18 protein-coding genes are annotated in these 18,930 nt (G+C 62.0%); 15 read left to right on the top strand and 3 right to left on the bottom strand.

The features are described from left to right. Window positions 1–25 precede the first annotated feature (25 nt). Complete coding sequence (locus D4A92_RS07210) at window positions 26–349, top strand: YbaB/EbfC family nucleoid-associated protein (RefSeq protein WP_006725247.1); 324 nt, start codon at window positions 26–28, stop codon at window positions 347–349. Between the two features lie 22 nt (window positions 350–371). On the opposite strand, the gene D4A92_RS07205 is transcribed toward D4A92_RS07210, so the two are convergent. Continuing rightward, on the bottom strand, window positions 372–1,262 hold the full coding sequence (locus tag D4A92_RS07205) for an alpha/beta hydrolase family protein (protein ID WP_203018990.1): 891 nt from the start codon (window positions 1,260–1,262) through the stop codon (window positions 372–374). A gap of 80 nt (window positions 1,263–1,342) precedes the next feature. Continuing rightward, window positions 1,343–1,963 carry an MOSC domain-containing protein gene (locus tag D4A92_RS07200; protein ID WP_203018989.1) on the bottom strand — a complete coding sequence of 207 codons (621 nt, stop codon included), beginning with the start codon at window positions 1,961–1,963 and terminating at the stop codon, window positions 1,343–1,345. A gap of 56 nt (window positions 1,964–2,019) precedes the next feature. On the opposite strand from D4A92_RS07200, the gene recR reads away from it, so the two are divergent. Further along, window positions 2,020–2,625: a recombination mediator RecR gene (gene recR, locus D4A92_RS07195; protein WP_203018988.1), complete on the top strand. Its 606-nt coding sequence runs from the start codon at window positions 2,020–2,022 to the stop codon at window positions 2,623–2,625. 46 nt (window positions 2,626–2,671) lie between these two features. After that, window positions 2,672–3,904 carry a lytic murein transglycosylase gene (locus D4A92_RS07190; protein WP_203019864.1) on the top strand — a complete coding sequence of 411 codons (1,233 nt, stop codon included), beginning with the start codon at window positions 2,672–2,674 and terminating at the stop codon, window positions 3,902–3,904. Window positions 3,905–3,913: 9 nt separating this feature from the next. Here D4A92_RS07190 and D4A92_RS07185 read toward each other — a convergent pair whose 3' ends face one another. Further along, window positions 3,914–5,548 (bottom strand): MFS transporter, encoded by a 1,635-nt coding sequence (locus D4A92_RS07185; RefSeq protein ID WP_203018987.1) that lies wholly within the window; start codon window positions 5,546–5,548, stop codon window positions 3,914–3,916. A gap of 242 nt (window positions 5,549–5,790) precedes the next feature. On the opposite strand from D4A92_RS07185, the gene rimP reads away from it, so the two are divergent. The 12 genes from rimP to D4A92_RS07125 all read left to right on the top strand — a co-directional run bounded on the left by rimP (window position 5,791) and on the right by D4A92_RS07125 (window position 18,914). Continuing rightward, complete coding sequence (gene rimP, locus D4A92_RS07180) at window positions 5,791–6,387, top strand: ribosome maturation factor RimP (RefSeq protein ID WP_069043975.1); 597 nt, start codon at window positions 5,791–5,793, stop codon at window positions 6,385–6,387. 56 nt (window positions 6,388–6,443) lie between these two features. Next, window positions 6,444–8,063: a transcription termination factor NusA gene (gene nusA, locus D4A92_RS07175; protein WP_203018986.1), complete on the top strand. Its 1,620-nt coding sequence runs from the start codon at window positions 6,444–6,446 to the stop codon at window positions 8,061–8,063. After that, on the top strand, window positions 8,063–8,743 hold the full coding sequence (locus D4A92_RS07170; RefSeq protein WP_069042624.1) for an RNA-binding protein: 681 nt from the start codon (window positions 8,063–8,065) through the stop codon (window positions 8,741–8,743). The genes nusA and D4A92_RS07170 overlap by 1 nt, the downstream gene beginning before the upstream one ends. Before the next feature lie 101 nt (window positions 8,744–8,844). Continuing rightward, a complete protein-coding gene (infB, locus tag D4A92_RS07165) occupies window positions 8,845–11,556 on the top strand; it encodes a translation initiation factor IF-2 (RefSeq protein ID WP_203018984.1) in 2,712 nt (903 codons plus the stop codon). 41 nt (window positions 11,557–11,597) lie between these two features. Continuing rightward, window positions 11,598–11,990: a hypothetical protein gene (locus D4A92_RS07160; RefSeq protein ID WP_203018982.1), complete on the top strand. Its 393-nt coding sequence runs from the start codon at window positions 11,598–11,600 to the stop codon at window positions 11,988–11,990. Next, the gene (rbfA, locus tag D4A92_RS07155; protein WP_054149385.1) at window positions 11,987–12,391 is read left to right on the top strand and encodes a 30S ribosome-binding factor RbfA; all 405 of its coding nucleotides are present in this window, start codon (window positions 11,987–11,989) and stop codon (window positions 12,389–12,391) included. Before D4A92_RS07160 ends, rbfA begins: the two co-directional genes overlap by 4 nt. 10 nt (window positions 12,392–12,401) lie before the next feature. Then, on the top strand, window positions 12,402–13,331 hold the full coding sequence (truB, locus tag D4A92_RS07150) for a tRNA pseudouridine(55) synthase TruB (RefSeq protein WP_203018980.1): 930 nt from the start codon (window positions 12,402–12,404) through the stop codon (window positions 13,329–13,331). Between the two features lie 151 nt (window positions 13,332–13,482). Further along, on the top strand, window positions 13,483–13,752 hold the full coding sequence (gene rpsO, locus D4A92_RS07145) for a 30S ribosomal protein S15 (RefSeq protein ID WP_006725260.1): 270 nt from the start codon (window positions 13,483–13,485) through the stop codon (window positions 13,750–13,752). Window positions 13,753–14,068: 316 nt separating this feature from the next. Next, the gene (pnp, locus tag D4A92_RS07140; RefSeq protein WP_203018979.1) at window positions 14,069–16,210 is read left to right on the top strand and encodes a polyribonucleotide nucleotidyltransferase; all 2,142 of its coding nucleotides are present in this window, start codon (window positions 14,069–14,071) and stop codon (window positions 16,208–16,210) included. A 76-nt stretch (window positions 16,211–16,286) separates the two neighbouring features. Next, window positions 16,287–17,303, top strand: coding sequence for a class I SAM-dependent methyltransferase (locus tag D4A92_RS07135; RefSeq protein ID WP_203018978.1), 1,017 nt, complete (start codon window positions 16,287–16,289; stop codon window positions 17,301–17,303). Between the two features lie 116 nt (window positions 17,304–17,419). Beyond that, entirely contained in the window at window positions 17,420–18,442 is a 1,023-nt protein-coding gene (locus D4A92_RS07130; RefSeq protein ID WP_203018977.1) for a helix-turn-helix domain-containing protein, read from the top strand. Between the two features lie 208 nt (window positions 18,443–18,650). Then, window positions 18,651–18,914: a LuxR C-terminal-related transcriptional regulator gene (locus D4A92_RS07125; protein WP_006725264.1), complete on the top strand. Its 264-nt coding sequence runs from the start codon at window positions 18,651–18,653 to the stop codon at window positions 18,912–18,914. The last annotated feature ends 16 nt before the right edge of the window (window positions 18,915–18,930 follow it).

Genomic DNA, 18,930 nt, shown 5'->3' with positions numbered 1-18,930 from the left:
ACGACAACAATCCAAGGAGACGGTAATGCGCGACATCATGGGCATGATGGGCAAGGTCAAGGAAATGCAGTCCAAGATGGAGAAGATGCAGGAAGAGATTGCTGCGCTCGAAATCGAAGGCAAGTCCGGCGGCGGCATGGTGACCGTTGTTCTCAGCGGCAAGGGCGAGATGCGCAGCCTCAAGATCGATCCGTCGCTCTTCAAGGAAGACGATGTCGAGATTCTCGAAGACCTGATCGTTGCTGCCCACAAGGACGCCAAGGACAAGGGCGAAGCTCAGGCGCAGGAAAAGATGGCGGCACTCACCGCCGGCATCCCGCTGCCGCCGGGGATGAAGTTCCCGTTCTGACAAAAACTGCTGATCGGGTCCGTCAAGGATAGACCCGATCATTCCACGGGTTTTTCCCCTCGCGCAGAAACGCGAGGGTTTCGCGCCAGAAGCCATCCCGATGGCGGGCGTGGAAAAGATCGAAGTGACCGACTTGGGCGAAGCCCAAGTCCTCTGGTGCGAGCAGCACCTTGGTCACTGGCGCGCGGCGATAATAACGCATCGCCCGATCTATCGCCTTCGGCGTCGCGATCTCGTCATCCGACATGGCAACACTGAGGATCGGGCAGGTTGCGGTGGCGAACCGGTCGCGCATGACTTCGGCCGCCTCGCGGGTCAGCCCCTGCTCCGCTCTGCCCTGCTGCAGCCCCCAGCCATAGGCGACCCCCTTCGGCAGATCCTCCAGCCAGCCAAGGCGCTTGCCGGGAAAATGGCCGATTGCAAGAGTGATGACCGGCATCGCGATATGCCATTTCAAAAAGAGCGGCAGGCGGCGGGCCGGCAGATAGTCCCCCCAATAGCCGTATTGCCCACCGACCGAGAGGATAGCCGAGACGCGTCCGACCGCCGGCGAATAGCCGGGCAGGAAACCACCGATGCTGTGGCCGACGACAAGCAGGCGTCCTGTCTTGTCCTCCTGCAAGGCATGGCGCAGGGCCGCGTCAAAATCCTGCTCGCCCCATTGGCGCCAGGTGAAGGTCGACCCTTTGAGGCTTTCGGGACGGGAGAGCCCTATACCGCGATAATCATAGGTGAGGACGGAGAAGCCGTTTTCGGCGAGATAGGCGGCATAGCGGTGATAGTAGCGGGAGTGGACGCCGGTTGCCGGGTTGATGATCACGGTTGTAGATGGAGACGCCCCTTCCAGCCGCCACCAATGACCGGTCAGCCGCACGCCATCGGCTGCGGTCAGCTCTATTCTCCTCGGGTCCATCGCTCCTCCAAGCGGGCGGCATGATGGCGAGAAGTATGGGGCGGGTAAAGCCGGGCGGCTTTACGACCTTTGGCGGAGGCTCACATCTCGCCTGCGCGGATTGCGTCCTTGATCTTGTAGTGGACCGGAGCCGCCATGTAGCGGGCTCGATCGGCGTCGCTCAGCCTGCGGCCGAAGGTCGCCATCATCTCGCGCATCGTCACACGGTCGCCGCTCCAGGGGGTGAACGCGACGGCCTGGCCAGCTTCGATCATGCCGCCTTGAAGCACGCGGGCATAGGCGCCCGGGCGGGCGGCGCGCGTGTAGCGCTTGACGAAGCTGGGCTCGCCCATCTTGGCCGCGAAGGTGGCGCAGGGAATGCGGGCTGAGGTGATTTCCAGGAGCACCTCGCCGATCGCCAACCTGTCGCCGGCTGCCAACATGGCGCTTTCCAGCCCCTCGATCACCAAGTTCTCGCCGAAGGTGCCATAGGGAAGGTCGCGGCCGAGTTCGGCCTGCCACCAGTCGAGATCGATGGAGCCCTCGATATAGACGGCCTGATCAACGCCGCCGTGGTGTTTGCGATTGAGGATCGCGTCGCCGACAAGACCTTCCGCATCGACCATAACAGGGCCCTGGATGGCGAGCTTGTTGATGCCGGTCTTGTATTTCTTCCCCGGCAGGGTCTCGGGTCGACCGAGGCAGACAGCGAGGATTTTCATCTGGAGCGCTCCTTCGGCGATTCCGTTTGGCGTCTATATGGGCTAGAAACGCCGCCATGGCAAAACGAGTCACCGGCCCTGAAATTGAGAAACTGATCCAGCTTCTGGCGAAAGTCCCGGGGCTTGGACCACGCTCGGCACGGCGTGCGGCGCTGCATCTGATCAAGAAGAAGGATCAGCTTCTGGGCCCCCTGGGTCATGCCATGGGCGAGGCCTATGACAAGGTGAAGATCTGCTCCTGCTGCGGCAATGTCGATACGATCGACCCCTGCACCGTGTGCACGGACGTCGCTCGCGACCAGTCCGTCATCATCGTTGTCGAGGATGTCTCCGATCTCTGGGCACTGGAACGGGCGGGCGCGATGAATGCCGCCTATCACGTCCTCGGCGGCACGCTGTCGCCGCTCGACGGCATCGGGCCCGATGATCTCAACATCAAGGGGCTGATCGACCGGGTGGCCAAAGGCGGGATCCGCGAGATCATTATCGCTGTGAATGCCACTGTCGAGGGGCAGACCACAGCACACTATATAACCGACCACCTGGTAGGGCTCGACGTGAAAATCACGCGGCTTGCCCATGGCGTGCCCGTCGGGGGCGAACTGGACTATCTGGACGAGGGAACATTGTCTGCGGCGATCAGGGCCCGGACCACGATCTGACCGCGAGGAAGAACCGATGGCACGCATCCGCAAGCCACTTAAGTGGCTGATGACCACCGTTTCACTGCTGCTGGCCGGGAGTTTGGCAGTACCGGCTGCTGCGGCTTCCCGCAGCGCCGTCGAGGCGCAGTTCCGGCAGTGGATCGCGGGGGATCTCTGGCGCGCCGCTCAGGAAGGCGGGATCAGCAAAGAGGTTTTCGACCGGACGCTTCAGAACGTACAGTTGAATTGGGATCTGCCGGATCTCGTGCCTCCCGGCACTGCGCCGCCGAAGGAGCGAACGCAGAGCCAGGCGGAATTCAGCTCGCCCGCGTCCTATTTCAACGAGAAGCGCCTGCAGGGACTGGCCGCGACCGGGCGGACGCTTGCGAGCCAGCATGCGGCGACGCTCCGCAAGATCGAGGCGACCTATGGTGTCCCCGGCTCGATCATCGTCGCGATCTGGGGGCGCGAGTCAGGTTATGGCCGGGCGAAGCTGCCGCATCCGGCGATCGACGTGCTGGCGACCAAGGCCTTCATGTCGACGCGCAAGCCGATGTTCCAGCAGGAGCTGATTTCGGCCCTGCATATCGTCGAGAGCGGGGATGTCAGTGCCAACAGGCTGATGGGCTCCTGGGCAGGCGCGCTCGGACAGCCGCAGTTCATGCCGGGAAGCTACCTGAGATACGCCGTCGATTTCGACGGCGACGGCAAGCGCGACATCTGGAATTCGGTGCCGGATACGCTGGCATCCATAGCCAACTATCTGGTCAAGAGTGGCTGGCAGAGAGGTCGCGACTGGGGTTACGAGATCACCATTCCCGACGGCGTTTCCTGTGCTCAGGAAGGGCCGGACAGGGCAAAGGCGGTATCCGCCTGGGCAAGCGGCGGGCTGACCCGGATCTCCGGTCGGGCCTTCCCGTCGTCGGAGGCCTCGCAGCCGGCGATGATGCTGGTGCCAGCCGGCACCTATGGTCCGGAATTCCTGGTGACGCCGAATTTCTATGTGCTTAAGGAATACAACAATTCCGATCTGTATGCGCTGTTCATCGGCAATTTGGCCGACCGCATCGCGAGCGGTGGTGGCGCCTTCAGGGCGCCCTGGGGCGATGTCGGCAAGATGCTGCGCTCGGATGTGCTCGCCATGCAGCAAGCCCTGGTCGCTCAAGGCTATGATGTCGGAAAGGTCGATGGCCTGCCCGGCTTCAAGACGCGGCGGTCGCTCGGCGAATGGCAGGCGAAGAACGGAATGAAACCCACCTGCTATCCGAGTGCAGACCTCAAGGCCAAGCTGCGCTGATACCCGCCATTAGTGGTGATCGATGTGCGACTGGTGGAAGACGTCGTCAGCCGGTGGGATTGCCTGACGTTCGATCATCCGGTGGACCTTGGGCGGCCTGTCGCCGCGATGCAGTTCGAGCAGACGATCGGTGATTTCGGCATCGGCCTTGGTGCGCCGCTGGTTGTGGCGAACATAGTCGACCCAGGTCGGCACGTGATAGGTTTCCGTCCAGATGTCAGGGTTTTCCAGGTCGCGCATCAGCGTCCAGTTGCGTGCGCCGTCGCGCAGGCGGATGCGGCGGCGCTCGACCATGATCCTCAGGAATTCCGGAACGTCTTCGTCGGCGATCTCGAAATCGACATGAATGACGATCGGGCCACTGCGCGGGCGGATGTCGAGCTTCAGGGACGGCTCGTTGAAACGGTTGAGCGGATCGAGATCGAGGGTGGCGAATGCGGGCATGGGCAGGAAAAAGCCGATGAAGACGCCTGCTATCATCAACAGGCTTGAAGCCACCAGTGCGTGTCCGGAACCGTAGCTTTCGGCGACACTGCCCCACAGCCAGCTGCCGGTCGCCATGCCGCCGAAGGTGGCGGTCTGATAGAGCGAGAGCGCGCGGCCAACGACCCAGCGGGGAGCCGAGAGCTGGACGACGGTGTTGAACAGGGAAAGCGCCAGGACCCAGCAGGCGCCGGCCACCATCAGCGCCAGTGCCGTGATCCAGACCGAGGCGCTGATCCCCGTGACACCAGCGGCAACGGCAAAGCCGGCGAAGGCGGCGCGGACGATATCCTCGCTCGACAGGAGTTCGCGGGCGCGCTGGTTGGCGAGCGCACCGAAGATGGCACCGAGGCCGAAGGCGCCGAGCAGGCCGCCGAAGGTGAGCGGGCCACCGGCCAACTGGTCGCGGGCGACGATCGGCAGCAGCGAGAGAATTGCCGTTGCCGTGAGGCCGAAGACAAAGCCGCGGAAGAGCACCTTGCCGAGATTGGGTGACATGGCGACATAGCGCAGGCCGGCGCCAATCGCGGAGCCCAGCTGCTCGCGGGGAAGCGGGTTTTTCGGGATATTGGGTCGCCAGCGGAAAAGCGCATAGATGATGGCGAAGTAGGAAAGCGTGTTGACGGCGAAGGCGGCTGCCGCTCCGGCGGCGGCGACGATCATGCCGCCGATCGCGGGGCCGACACTGCGGGTGATGTTGAAGCCCATGCTGTTGAGCGAGACAGCAGCCGGCAGATCGGCGCGCGGTACGATGTCGCCGACTGAAGCCTGCCACGACGGGTTGTTGAGCGCGGTGCCACAGCCGATGAGGAAAGTGAAGGCGAGGAGTGCCCAGGGCGTGATTAGATCAAGCAGGGCAAACAGCGTCAGAAGGGCCGAGACCACGATCATGAAGAGCTGGGCGGCGATCATGACGCGGCGTCGATCGAAGCTGTCGGCGATGGCTCCGGCGATCAGGGAGAGCAGCATGATGGGGCCGGTGTTAGAGGCCTGGACCAGCGCTACCATGTTTTCGGAGGTCGAGATCGAGGCCATCATCCAAGCGGCACCAACGCCCTGGATCAGGCCGCCGAGATTGGACGAGATGCTGGCAAGCCAGATCCGGCGATAGGCTTCGTTGCGCAGCGGCAGGAGCGGGGAACGGCTTTCGTGTGTGGACATGTCTTGAACTTCTCTGGCCACAACCATGTTTGGAAACAGCTGCGGCGGGTCAAACCTTGCCTTGCGCAACGCATGGATGGCAAGTTTGTTTTCACCCTTCGGCTAAAAGCTTGCAAAAGCCGGGGCGGTCGGCTATATGAGCTTCAAATTCTTGATCGACAGATGAAGGGTGGGCCCGGAAGGACCCGCTCTTTTTTATTGGCGATCACAGCCAATCGGGAGTAAAACGATTGTCCGAAGACATGCCGAAGCCGGAACTCGGCGAAGCACGGATCATCATCGAGACGGGCCTTGACCGTCGTATCGCAGAGATTATCGAGCCCGTGCTCGTCGCGATGGATTTCAAGCTGGTTCGCGTGCGTATGATGAACCAGAACGGAATGACACTGCAGATCATGGCAGAACGCACCGACGGCACGATGACCGTCGAAGATTGCGAAGCCGTATCGATGGCAGTTTCCCCGGTTCTCGACGTCGAGGATCCGGTGGACAAGGCGTATCATCTGGAAGTGTCGTCGCCGGGCATCGATCGCCCGATGGTTCGCAAGTCGGATTTCAGCCGCTGGCAGGGCCATATCGTGAAGTGCGAGACGTCGATCCTCGTCGACAACCGCAAGCGCTTCCGCGGCAAGATTACCGACGTGAACCAGGACGGCTTTACCCTGGAACGCGATCAGGTGGCCTATGGCGAAGAACCGAAGGTGGTTATCCCCTTCAATACCCTCGCCGAGGCAAAGCTCATTCTGACGGACGATCTGATCCGTGACGCGCTCCGAGCCGACAAGCTCGCCAAGGCGCAGGCCGCGAACCAGAACGACGAAGACGACAGCGAAGAATAACGTTTGACCTATAGCCCGAGGCCGATGCCCGGGCGTGAAGACGGAGACCTAAGACAATGGCAGTCAGTGCTAACAGGCTTGAGCTCTTGCAGATCGCAGATGCCGTCGCCCGTGAAAAGGTGATCGACCGCGAAATCGTGCTCGCCGCCATGGCCGACGCGATTCAGAAGGCTGCTCGGTCGCGCTACGGCAGCGAGACCAACATCCGCGCCGACATCAACTCCAAGACCGGCGAGATCCGTCTGCAGCGTCTTCTGGAAGTGGTCGAGAAGGTCGAGGACTACGCGACCCAGATCGCACTTGAGCTGGCCCGTGACCGCAACGTCGATGCCAAGCTCGGCGACTTCATCGCCGATCCGCTGCCGCCGATGGACTTCGGTCGTATCGCTGCCCAGTCGGCCAAGCAGGTCATTGTGCAGAAGGTTCGCGAAGCCGAGCGTGACCGCCAGTTCGACGAATTCAAGGACCGCGTCGGCGAGATCGTCAACGGCACCGTCAAGCGCGTCGAATACGGCAATGTCATCGTCGACCTCGGTCGTGGCGAAGGCATTATCCGTCGCGACGAGATGATCCCGCGCGAAGCTTTCCGCTACGGCGACCGCGTCCGCGCCTATGTCTACGACGTGCGTCGCGAGCAGCGTGGCCCGCAGATCTTCCTGTCGCGTACCCATCCGCAGTTCATGGTGAAGCTCTTCACCATGGAAGTTCCTGAGATCTACGACGGCATCATCCAGATCAAGTCGGTTGCCCGTGACCCGGGTTCGCGCGCCAAGATCGCCGTGATTTCGAACGATAGCTCGATCGATCCGGTCGGCGCCTGCGTCGGTATGCGCGGTTCGCGCGTTCAGGCCGTCGTCGGCGAGTTGCAGGGTGAAAAGATCGACATCATCCCGTGGAGCCAGGATCCGGCCTCCTTCATCGTCAACGCCCTGCAGCCGGCTGAAGTCGCCAAGGTCGTTCTCGACGAAGATGCAGAGCGCATCGAAGTCGTGGTTCCGGATGAGCAGCTGTCGCTGGCCATCGGCCGTCGCGGTCAGAACGTTCGCCTGGCATCGCAGCTGACCGGCTGGGACATCGACATCATGACGGAAGCGGAAGAATCCGAGCGTCGTCAGAAGGAATTCAACGAGCGTACGAACCTGTTCATGGATGCGCTCGACGTTGATGAAATGGTCGGCCAGGTTCTGGCATCGGAAGGTTTTGCTGCGGTTGAAGAAGTTGCCTATGTCGAGCTCGACGAAATTGCGTCGATCGATGGCTTCGACGAAGACACCGCGCAAGAAATCCAGACCCGCGCCCGCGAATACCTCGAGAAGATCGAGGCCGAGATGGATGCGAAGCGCCGCGAACTCGGCGTTGCGGACGAACTGCGCCAGATCGACGGCATGACCTCGCAGATGATGGTCGCGCTCGGCGAAGACGGCATCAAGACGGTCGAGGACTTCGCCGGCTGCGCTGCCGACGACCTGATCGGCTGGAGCGAACGCAAGGACGGCGAGACCAAGAAGTTCGAGGGCCTGTTCTCGAAGTTCGACATCTCGCGCGCCGAAGCTGAAGCCATGATCGTGCAGGCCCGCCTCTCAGCCGGCTGGATCACCGAGGAAGACCTCGCGGCCGAAGCCGAAGTCGAAGCTGAAGGCGTACTCGAAGGCGAAGAAGCCGAGCAGGCAACGTGATGGGCGCGCAGACGCCCGACGCGACAGAGGCCGAAGACGACTTCGACCTCTCCGACGTGAACGGACGCATGTGCATCGTCACCCGCGAAAGCGGATCGCCCGAGACGCTTCTGCGTTTCGTGGCGGCACCCGACGGGACCGTGGTCCCTGATCTGAAGCGGGCGCTTCCGGGCCGGGGCTGCTGGGTCAGCCCCAGCCGCGAGGCCGTCGACAAGGCCGTGGCGAAGAAGCTCTTTGCCCGGGCACTGAAACGGGATGTAAAGGCGGATCCGGAACTCGGGTCCGTGGTCGAGCGGCTTCTGGTCACGCAGCTGATCGGGATGATGAATATGGCCCGCAAGGCCGGCCAGTTCATCACCGGAGCGGCGAAGGTCGAGGCGGCGGTGCGCAGCGGAGAAGCCATCGCGGTCTTCCATTCGCAGGATGCCGCGCCAGATGGTGTGAGAAAGATCGACCAGGCCCGAAAGGCCTGGCACCTCGGAACAGGGGCAGAGGCGGAAGTTCCCGCCTTTCACCTGCTCACCGGGGCGGAATTGGACGAGCAGATGGGCCAGAATGCGTTTATCCATGCTTGCGTGCTTGCAGGGCAGGCAGGTGAAGGTGTAGTGAAGCGCGCAACTCTGCTCGAAACCTACCGCGGCACGCCGCGGGTATCGGGCGCTGGCCCGAAATCACAATGACGCGGTCACCGGCACAGGTCGGCCTCCGTGGTTTAGGACAGTATGTGAACGGCGAGGCCTGATGCTCGGCATCCGGCCCCGCTCGAAGGAACGGGAACGGAATGACCGACAACAAAGACGACAAGACTATCGGCGTGAAGAAGACTCTCACCCTGAAACCCTCGGGGATGAGCCAGGGTACCGTGCGCCAGGACATGGGGCGCGGCCGTACGAAGTCGGTCGTCGTCGAAACGGTGAAGCGCCGCACGACCCGCCCGCTCGACGAAAAGCCACCGATTACGCCGATCACCCCTGTTCGTGCGGAACCGGCCGCGGCAGCTCCGACGCCGGCACCGACACAGGCGCCTTCGCCGGTTGCGGCACCCGTTGCAGCGGCACGCCCGGCACAGGCACCGGCACAGCAGCATCGCCCGCAGCAGCCACAGCGCCCCCAGCAGCCGCAACGCCAGCAGCCCTCGCAGCCGCAGCGTCAGCCGGAACGTCCGCGCGGCGCCGTTCTGCACGACCTGTCGGCCGGTGAGATGGAAGCGCGTCGCCGCGCTCTTGCCGAAGCCCAGATTCGTGAAGTCGAGGAAGCCAAGCAGCGCGTGATCGACGAGGCTCGCCGCAAGGCCGAAGCCGAGGAAGCCGCACGCCTGGCCGCAGAAGAGGCCGCACGTCGCGCCGCCGAGCCGCAGCCAGAGACACAGCCGGAAGCTGAAGCTGCCGCTGAGCCCGCTGTGGCGCCAGTGGCTGATGCGCCCGTCGTCGTGAACCGTACGGCCATTCCGGCACCCGGCGCACCCGGGTTCGTGCGTGGACGCAAGACCAATGACGAAGACGAGGGTCGTGCATCCCCGCGGACGATCCCCGGTCGGGGCAAGGTCGCCATGCCCGTGGCTGCCAAGGTCCCTGCCCGTCCGAAGGTCGAGGAAGACCGTCGTCGTGGCAAGCTGACGGTGACCAGCGCCAATGTTGACGACGACGGCACCGCTCGTGGCCGTTCGCTGGCTTCCATGCGCCGCCGCCAGGAGAAGTTCCGCCGTAGCCAGATGCAGGAGACCCGTGAAAAGGTCATGCGCGAGGTTATTCTGCCTGAGACCATCACCATTCAGGAACTGTCGCAGCGCATGTCCGAGCGCGCCGTCGATGTCATCAAGTACCTGATGAAGGAAGGTCAGATGATGAAGCCGGGCGACATCATCGATGCCGACCTTGCAGAACTCATCGCGACCGAATTCGGTCACACCGTGAAGCGCGTTTCGGAGTCCGACGTCGAAGAAGGTATCTTCAACGTCAAGGACGACGAGGGCGAGCTGGTATCGCGTCCGCCCGTGGTCACGATCATGGGTCACGTCGACCACGGCAAGACCTCGCTGCTCGACGCCATCCGCAAGACCTCGGTCGTATCGGGCGAAGCCGGTGGCATCACCCAGCATATCGGCGCCTATCAGGTCGAACAGAACGGTCAGAAGATCACCTTCATCGACACCCCCGGCCACGCGGCCTTTACCGCGATGCGTGCCCGTGGCGCCCAGGCGACCGACATTGCCATTCTGGTGGTTGCGGCCGACGACAGCGTGATGCCGCAGACGATCGAATCCATCAACCACGCCAAGGCGGCCAATGTGCCGATCATCGTGGCGATCAACAAGATCGACAAGCACGAGGCAAATCCGGACAAGGTTCGCCAGCAGCTTCTGCAGCACGAAGTCTTCGTGGAATCCATGGGTGGTGAAGTGCTCGACGTCGAGGTTTCGGCGAAGAACAAGCTCAACCTCGACAAGCTGCTCGAAGCGGTGTTGCTGCAGGCCGAAATCCTCGACCTGAAGGCCGACCCGAAGCGTACTGCCGAAGGTACCGTCATCGAAGCCCAGCTCGACCGCGGTCGTGGTGCCGTTGCGACGGTTCTCGTCCAGAAGGGCACGCTGAAGCCTGGCCAGATCATCGTTGCCGGCGACCAGTGGGGCCGCGTTCGTGCGCTGGTCAACGACCAGGGCGAGCACGTCAAGGAAGCTGGTCCCGCCATGCCGGTCGAGATCCTCGGCCTTTCGGGCACGCCTGCTGCCGGCGACCGTTTTGCGGTTGTTGAAAACGAAAGCCGCGCTCGCGAGATCTCCGAGTATCGTCAGCGTCTGGCCCGCGACAAGGCCGTTGCCCGCCAGTCGGGTCAGCGCGGTTCGCTGGAACAGATGATGAGCCAGCTGCAGAACACCGGCTTCAAGGAATTCCCGCTGGTCATCAAGGCCGACGTGCAGGGTTCCGTCGAAGCGATCGTTGCTGCTCTCGACAAGCTCGGTACCGACGAAGTGCGGGCGCGCATCGTGCATTCGGGCGCCGGTGCCATCACGGAATCGGATATCTCGCTCGCCGAGGCATCCAATGCGGCAATCATCGGCTTCAACGTCCGTGCCAACGCGCAGGCCCGTACCGCTTCCGAGCGTGCTGGCATCGAGATCCGCTACTACAACATCATCTACGATCTGGTGGATGACGTGAAGGCAGCGATGTCGGGTCTGCTCTCTCCGGAGCGTCGCGAAACCTTCCTCGGCAATGCCGAGATCCTCGAGGTGTTCAACATCACGAAGGTCGGCAAGGTCGCAGGTTGCCGCGTCGTCGAAGGCAAGGTCGAACGTGGAGCCGGCGTCCGCCTCGTGCGCGACAACGTCGTCATCCACGAAGGCAAGCTCAAGACGCTCAAGCGCTTCAAGGACGAAGTCGGCGAAGTGCCGATGGGCCAGGAATGCGGTATGGCCTTCGAGAACTACGAAGACATCCGCGCTGGCGACACGATCGAGTGCTTCCGCGTGGAACACATCACGCGTACGCTCTAATGGTCTTGACTGCCTGTGGCGGTCATACGAACAAGCAGACGGTGGCCATCGCCATCGTCTGTTTTCTTTATGCGACGAATGCGTTCGCGGAAATCTGCGACAAGGCCGGATGGGATCCATCAGACGGCGCTGTCACAGTGGCAAACGAAATCATCGACAGTACGCGCTGGTCACTGATCATCGCCCTTGTTCTGTCGGTCGGCATTCTGAAGGGTTGGCGATGGTTGGTTTGGCCAACAACGCTGCTCTCGCTGGGACTGGTGATGCTGGGTTTTTCGGACGACACCGATGACCCGATCATGCTTTCCATGATTGCCGAAGGTTGCCGAACGGCGTGGTCAGGGACCATCATGTCCATCATCTTTGCGATGCCGCTGGCAATGGGCGCCCTTGTCGCAGTGCTTAAATATAAAATGAAGTCAGGAAGACCATGACAAAACCAACCTCTTCGGCACCTTCGCAGCGCATGCTGCGCGTCGGCGAGCAGGTGCGTGCCGCCATCACCCAGGTCCTGCAGCGCGGCGAAGTCCGCGACGAGGTGATCGAAAAGACCGTCATCTCGATCTCCGAAGTCCGCATGTCGCCGGACCTGAAGATGGCGACTGCTTATGTCACGCCGCTCGGCGTCAAGGACCATGACACGGTCATTGCGGCCCTCAACAAGCACGCCAAATACATTCGCGGCCGGCTGGGCAACCAGCTGCGGCAGCTGAAATACATGCCGGAAGTCCGTTTCCGCGACGACACCAGCTTCGACAACTACCAGAAGATCGATGCCCTGCTGCGTTCGCCGGAGGTCCAGCGCGACCTCGGCTCCGACGAAGATCAAGACTGAGAAGACCTAGATGTCCAAACCAAGAAAGCCCAAGGGCCGCCCGATTTCGGGCTGGCTCATTCTCGACAAGCCGGTGGATTTCGGCTCGACCGAGGCCGTCGGCAAGATCAAGTGGCTGTTCAACGCCCAGAAGGCCGGTCATGCTGGCACGCTCGATCCGCTCGCATCCGGCATGCTGCCGATTGCACTCGGCGATGCGACCAAGACCGTCCCTTATGTCATGGACGGCCGCAAAATCTACGAATTCACGGTGACCTGGGGCGAGGAGCGCTCGACGGACGATCTTGAGGGCGAGGTAACGCAGAGCTCCGACAAGCGCCCCGCCAAGAGTGACATCGAGGCGTTGCTGCCCAACTACACCGGCACCATCAGCCAGATCCCGCCGCAGTTCTCGGCGATCAAGATTGCCGGCGAGCGCGCCTATGATCTCGCCCGCGATGGCGAGACGGTCGAGATTCCCTCTCGCGAAGTCGAAGTTCACCGCCTGACGCTCCTGAACTGCGAAGGCGACAAGGCGCATTTCGAGGTTGAATGCGGCAAAGGCACTTACGTGCGCTCGCTGGCCCGCGACTTCGGTCGCGATCTCGGCTGCTACGGCCATATCTCCTCGCTCCGCCGCACCTTCGTGGCCCCGTTTGCCGAGGAGACGATGGTGCCGCTCGCGGAGCTCGTGGCGCTCGAAGCCATCGAGGACCGGGACGAGCGGCTGGCCGCTCTCGACGCCTTCCTCGGTGACACGGCCGAAGCACTGTCCGCCTTGCCACAACTCAGGATCACCGATGACCAGGCGCATCGGCTTCGCATGGGCAATCCCATCATCCTGCGCGGCCGTGATGCACCGGTTGCAGAGCCTGAGGCCGTCGCATTGGCCGGCGGCAAGTTGATCGCCATCGGCGAGATCGCAGGCGGCGAGTTTCACCCGCGGCGCGTCTTCGCCTGAAGCCTTCCCGCCGCCTGCTCTTTCCTTTCATCGGGGAATAGAGTATAGGCGGCGGCAGCTGGCACCTTCGGGTGTCTGCATTCACGGCCAATGCTGGACGACATCCCGGCGTTTGGCGACCTGTTTCTCCTTATTGTAGAAAGGATTCACGATGTCGATAACTGCAGAGCGCAAGGCCGCCCTCATCAAGGAATACGCAATCAAGGAAGGCGACACCGGTTCTCCGGAAGTTCAGGTCGCAATCCTGACCGAGCGTATCACCAACCTGACGGAACACTTCAAGGGTCACAAGAAGGACAACCACTCGCGTCGTGGCCTTCTGACCATGGTTTCGACCCGCCGTTCGCTTCTCGACTATGTCAAGAAGCAGGATGAGGCTCGTTACACGACCCTGATCACGCGCCTCGGCATCCGCCGCTAACAAGTTCCCGGCGGGTCTTCGGCAACGAAGATCCGCCGGTCGCCTTTCCGGGTCAGGCCATACGACCCGCGACACGGTTTCGCGCGACGAACGCACGAAACGAATGACAGACCGGATGGGCCGGATCTGTCGACACCAACCGATGACCTGTCATGGGGCAGGATTGTTGGACGCTTCCGCATCCTTGAGGATGCACTTGCCGGCCAAGGCCGTTTCCGAAGCCTCCCACTGTCTTGCCCGTGATTGCGTCAGCACATTGCGGACCGGTCGCCCCTGCACTTTCGGCAGGACGCTGGTCGCATATGAAGGACAAGATATGTTTGATGTTCACAGCGTCGAAATCGAGTGGGCAGGCCGCCCGCTGAAGCTCGAGACCGGCAAGATCGCCCGCCAGGCTGACGGTGCCGTTCTCGCCACTTATGGCGAAACCGTCGTTCTCGCCACCGTCGTTTCGGCCAAGTCGCCGAAGCCGGGCCAGGACTTCTTCCCGCTTACCGTCAATTACCAGGAAAAGACCTATGCCGCCGGCAAGATCCCGGGTGGCTATTTCAAGCGCGAAGGTCGTCCGTCGGAGAAGGAAACGCTGGTTTCCCGCCTGATCGACCGTCCGATCCGCCCGCTCTTCCCGGAAGGCTACAAGAACGACACCCAGGTTGTCGTCACCGTGGTCCAGCATGACCTCGAAAACGATCCGGACGTTCTGGCCATGGTTGCCGCTTCGGCAGCCCTCACCCTCTCCGGCGTACCTTTCATGGGCCCGGTTGGCGGCGCTCGCGTCGGCTATATCAACGGCGAATACGTTCTGAACCCGCATCTCGACGAGATGGACGAGTCGGTTCTCGACCTCGTCGTTGCCGGCACGCAGGACGCCGTCCTGATGGTTGAGTCGGAAGCCAAGGAACTCAACGAAGAGATCATGCTCGGCGCCGTCATGTTTGGCCACAAGGGCTTCCAGCCGGTCATCGACGCGATCATCAAGCTCGCTGAAGTGGCTGCCAAGGAGCCGCGCGAATTCGAGCCGGAAGATCATTCCGCTCTCGAAGCCGAAATGCTGTCGATCGCCGAAACCGAGCTGCGCGCTGCCTACAAGATCACCCAGAAGGCTGATCGCTATGCAGCCGTCGACGCTGTCAAGGCCAAGGTGAAGGCACACTTCTTCCCGGAAGGCGAAGAGCCGAAGTACACCAACGAAGTCATCGGTGCCGTCTTCAAGCACCTGCAGGCGAAGATCGTTCGCTGGAACATCCTCGACACGAAGAGCCGCATCGACGGCCGCGACCTGTCCACCGTTCGTGCGATCGTGTCGGAAGTCGGCATCCTGCCGCGCACGCACGGTTCGGCCCTGTTCACCCGTGGCGAGACCCAGGCGATCGTTGTCGCCACGCTCGGCACCGGCGAAGACGAGCAGTATGTCGACTCGCTCACCGGGATGTACAAGGAACGCTTCCTTCTGCATTACAACTTCCCGCCCTACTCCGTCGGTGAAACCGGCCGCATGGGTTCGCCGGGTCGTCGCGAAATCGGTCACGGCAAGCTCGCATGGCGCGCTATCCGCCCGATGCTGCCGTCGCCTGAGCAGTTCCCCTACACGCTGCGCGTCGTCTCCGAGATCACCGAGTCGAACGGCTCGTCCTCTATGGCAACCGTTTGCGGCACCTCCCTCGCCCTGATGGACGCCGGCGTTCCGCTCGCCAAGCCGGTTGCCGGTATCGCCATGGGTCTCATCCTCGAAGGTGAGCGCTTTGCGGTTCTCTCCGACATCCTCGGCGACGAAGACCATCTCGGCGACATGGACTTCAAGGTTGCGGGTACTGCCGACGGCATCACCTCGCTGCAGATGGACATCAAGATCGCCGGCATCACCGAAGAGATCATGAAGGTCGCACTCGGCCAGGCACAGGGTGGCCGCAAGCACATCCTGAACGAAATGGCGAATGCCCTTTCGGAAAGCCGTGGCCAGCTCGGCGAATTCGCACCGCGCATCGAAGTGATGAACATCCCGGTCGACAAGATCCGTGAAGTCATCGGCTCCGGCGGCAAGGTCATCCGCGAAATCGTCGAAAAGACCGGCGCCAAGATCAACATCGAAGACGACGGCACCGTGAAGATTGCCTCCGCCTCCGGCAAGGAAATCGAAGCGGCCCGCAAGTGGATCCACTCGATCGTGGCCGAGCCGGAAGTCGGCGTGATCTACGAAGGTACCGTTGTGAAGACCGCTGACTTCGGCGCCTTCGTCAACTTCTTCGGTTCGCGTGACGGCCTCGTTCACATCTCGCAGCTGGCTTCCGAGCGTGTGGCCAAGACCTCCGACGTCGTCAAGGAAGGCGACAAGGTCTGGGTCAAGCTGATGGGCTTCGATGAGCGCGGCAAGGTCCGCCTGTCGATGAAGGTCGTTGATCAGACCACCGGCCAGGAAATCGTTGCCGAGAAGAAGAACGACGGCGAAGCAGCTGAATAAGCTGACGTCGTTCCCGATCCGAGGCGCGGGAGAATTTCCCGCGCCTTTTTTGTTCGCCGAGAGAGAAGACCGAGCCATGAGCCGCGAAACGCTGAAGACCCTGTTCCACCCCTTCGTCACCGAAACCGTCGCCCTTCCCGAAGCTGGAAGTCGCTACCTGTTTCTCGGCGCCGAGGCGGGATTTGCCAAGCCCGAGGGCTTTGGCGCCGAACTGACCGTGGTTCAGGATTTCCGCCCGGAATTCCGGCGCCTCGAAGCCAGCCACCTCCAGCCCGTCCCGATCGTCGATGGCGAGGGCTACGACGGTGCCCTCATCCTCTGCGGCAAGCACAAGGGCGTCAACGAGGACCGTGTCGCCGAAGCGCTGCAGCGGGTGAAAGCCGGCGGCATGATCCTGGTTGCGGGCGCCAAGGAAGATGGCATCCTGCCGCTGCGCAAGCAGCTTGACCGGCTCGGCCTTTCGCCGGAATCCATGCCGAAATACCACGGCGTCGTCGTCTGGTTCGCCGCACCCGAGGATCCATCGACAATCGTTTCGACGCTTTCCGCCAAGCCGGTCACGGTGGACGGTCGCTTCGAGACGCGCTCCGGCCTCTTTTCCCACGCCCATGCCGATGAAGGTTCCGAACTGCTCGCAAGCCGCCTGCCGACGGCCTTCGACGGCAATGCAGCCGATTTCGGCGCGGGCTGGGGCTATCTGTCGGTCATGCTTGCGGAGGCTGCGCCCCGCACCAATCGCATCGATCTCTTCGAAGCGAGCCACGAGGCGCTGGAGCATGCCAAGCGCAATCTGGCGCGCAACTGCCCCGATCTGACGGCACGGTTCTTCTGGCAGGATCTCGGCAACGAGCCGCCGAAGGAAAAATACGATCTCGTCATCATGAACCCGCCCTTCCATGAGGGCCACGCCGCCGAACCGTCTATCGGTGCCGCGATGATAAAAGCCGCCGCAGATTCGCTGCGCGGCGGCGGTGACCTCCTGATGGTGGCAAACCGGGGCCTGACCTACGAGCCCGTGCTGGCTCAGCATTTCAAGCAGTCTGGAGAAGTCTGCCGGAATGCCCGCTTCAAGGTCCTCTGGGCAAAGCGCTGACACAAAAGCGATCGTGATCGGGAGGGCGCGGACTAAGACTACGCGCCGCTCGACTCCGGATCGCAGCTGCCTTAGCATCTGGCGCCATAAGCTTCACTTCTGGCGCCAGCGGTCTCATGCCTTCTCGGAATCTCACCGATGAATTGACCACCGTGGCCGGCCTCGCTTCAGCGGTGGTCGAGCATGCCCAGTCCTATGGCATCGACATAAAGCCCATTTGCAAGGCGCTGGAGATCGATCCGCAGATTTTCCAGAGCCTGACCGCGCGCATCAGCCTCGATCGCCTGTGCAGGCTCCTGGAGACCTGCGCTCTCCTGTCCGACGATGAGGCATTCGGGCTCACAAGCATCACGCGTTATGAGGCGGGCTCGACCGGTCCATTCGGCTACGGATTGATGGCGGCGCCGACAGGGCTGGATTTTGTCCAGTTTCTCGACGACCACATCCAGTATGTGACCCATACCAGCTATTCCAAGCTGACGCTCGACGAGCGCGGTGCGCATCTCGCCTGGACCTTCGCTCCCGTCATCGTGAAACGCGACCAGTATGTCGACATGTCGGTCGGGCTTGTCATGCAACGGGCCCAGACGTTTGCCACCAGCGACAGTATCGAGGTCCAACTGGAAAGACCGGCTCCCCGCAATCACAAGCCATTCCGGCAATTGCTGTCGCGACGCGTGAGCTTCGGCGCACGCGTCAACTGCGTGCATTTTCCGCCCAGCTTCCTTCAGGCCTTAAATCCCACCGGTGACCGCAGACTATTCGAACTGATGGATTTGCAATGTCGGAGCCTGAGGCCGCCGACGCCGGAGAAAAGCGCTGATTTCCTGGAGCAGGTCCGTCGCTACCTGCTGCTGCACGTGTCGGATGACGATTATCCGCTCGCCGAAATCGCACCCTATTTCGGTTTGTCGGAAAGGACGTTCCAGCGCCGTTTGGCGGGCCACGGGACAAGTCTCAACGAGCTCAGGGATCACATCCGCAAGGAGGTCAGCTTCAATCTGCTGACCGAGAGTGAACTGCCGATCTCGGAAATCTGCTACAGGCTCGGCTATTCCGCGCCGAGCGCTTTTACGCGCTCCGTCACGCGATGGTTCGGCACCACGCCGACGGAAGTGCGCGAGCGGAAGTCTGCCTGACAGCCGCGGAAACTTGACAAGGGCGGTACGATCCGCCCTAATTGAGGGATCAAAGTGCTTTCAGCGCTGAACTTCCCTTATTTTAGCGTGTTCGGATAAGTTGTTGGCGTGCGATGTCAACGACGCCATTCCGGCAGAATGCTATGAGCGCCGCCTGACGACCTGATGGATATCAAGTCGACCTTTCTCCATTGCGGCAACGAAAATCATGAAAACCGATACCAAACGGGCAATCGGACGATCGCCTGCTGTTTCGATCCTCTCGGATCGCGAAATCCGCTGCCTGCAGCTCGTGGCTGAGGGCATGCGGTCGGACGAGGCTGCGAATGCGCTCGTGCTGTCAAGGGAAGAGGTGAACCAGGCTCTGGTCAGTGCTCAAGAAAAGCTCGAAGCGAGCAATCTGATGCATGCGGTGAGCCTCGCCATGTTGATCGGCGTCATCGACCATACCGATCCTCATCAACCGAAGTAAGCCGTACTCCCACGGC

It is taken from the genome of Rhizobium rosettiformans, from assembly GCF_016806065.1.
GTDB lineage: Bacteria > Pseudomonadota > Alphaproteobacteria > Rhizobiales > Rhizobiaceae > Allorhizobium.
The sequence above is the reverse complement of the archived record's forward strand: the minus strand, read 5'-3'. Positions and strand labels throughout refer to the sequence as shown.

Excerpts from the sequence above, each read along its gene's own strand:
- D4A92_RS07210 (WP_006725247.1), top strand. The coding sequence starts at position 26 with ATGCGCGACATCATGGGCATGATGGGCAAGGTCAAGGAAATGCAGTCC.
- D4A92_RS07205 (WP_203018990.1), bottom strand. The coding sequence starts at position 1,262 with ATGGACCCGAGGAGAATAGAGCTGACCGCAGCCGATGGCGTGCGGCTG.
- D4A92_RS07200 (WP_203018989.1), bottom strand. The coding sequence starts at position 1,963 with ATGAAAATCCTCGCTGTCTGCCTCGGTCGACCCGAGACCCTGCCGGGG.
- recR (WP_203018988.1), top strand. The coding sequence starts at position 2,020 with ATGGCAAAACGAGTCACCGGCCCTGAAATTGAGAAACTGATCCAGCTT.
- D4A92_RS07185 (WP_203018987.1), bottom strand. The coding sequence starts at position 5,548 with ATGTCCACACACGAAAGCCGTTCCCCGCTCCTGCCGCTGCGCAACGAA.
- rimP (WP_069043975.1), top strand. The coding sequence starts at position 5,791 with ATGCCGAAGCCGGAACTCGGCGAAGCACGGATCATCATCGAGACGGGC.
- nusA (WP_203018986.1), top strand. The coding sequence starts at position 6,444 with ATGGCAGTCAGTGCTAACAGGCTTGAGCTCTTGCAGATCGCAGATGCC.
- D4A92_RS07170 (WP_069042624.1), top strand. The coding sequence starts at position 8,063 with ATGGGCGCGCAGACGCCCGACGCGACAGAGGCCGAAGACGACTTCGAC.
- infB (WP_203018984.1), top strand. The coding sequence starts at position 8,845 with ATGACCGACAACAAAGACGACAAGACTATCGGCGTGAAGAAGACTCTC.
- rbfA (WP_054149385.1), top strand. The coding sequence starts at position 11,987 with ATGACAAAACCAACCTCTTCGGCACCTTCGCAGCGCATGCTGCGCGTC.
- truB (WP_203018980.1), top strand. The coding sequence starts at position 12,402 with ATGTCCAAACCAAGAAAGCCCAAGGGCCGCCCGATTTCGGGCTGGCTC.
- rpsO (WP_006725260.1), top strand. The coding sequence starts at position 13,483 with ATGTCGATAACTGCAGAGCGCAAGGCCGCCCTCATCAAGGAATACGCA.
- pnp (WP_203018979.1), top strand. The coding sequence starts at position 14,069 with ATGTTTGATGTTCACAGCGTCGAAATCGAGTGGGCAGGCCGCCCGCTG.
- D4A92_RS07135 (WP_203018978.1), top strand. The coding sequence starts at position 16,287 with ATGAGCCGCGAAACGCTGAAGACCCTGTTCCACCCCTTCGTCACCGAA.
- D4A92_RS07130 (WP_203018977.1), top strand. The coding sequence starts at position 17,420 with ATGCCTTCTCGGAATCTCACCGATGAATTGACCACCGTGGCCGGCCTC.
- D4A92_RS07125 (WP_006725264.1), top strand. The coding sequence starts at position 18,651 with ATGAAAACCGATACCAAACGGGCAATCGGACGATCGCCTGCTGTTTCG.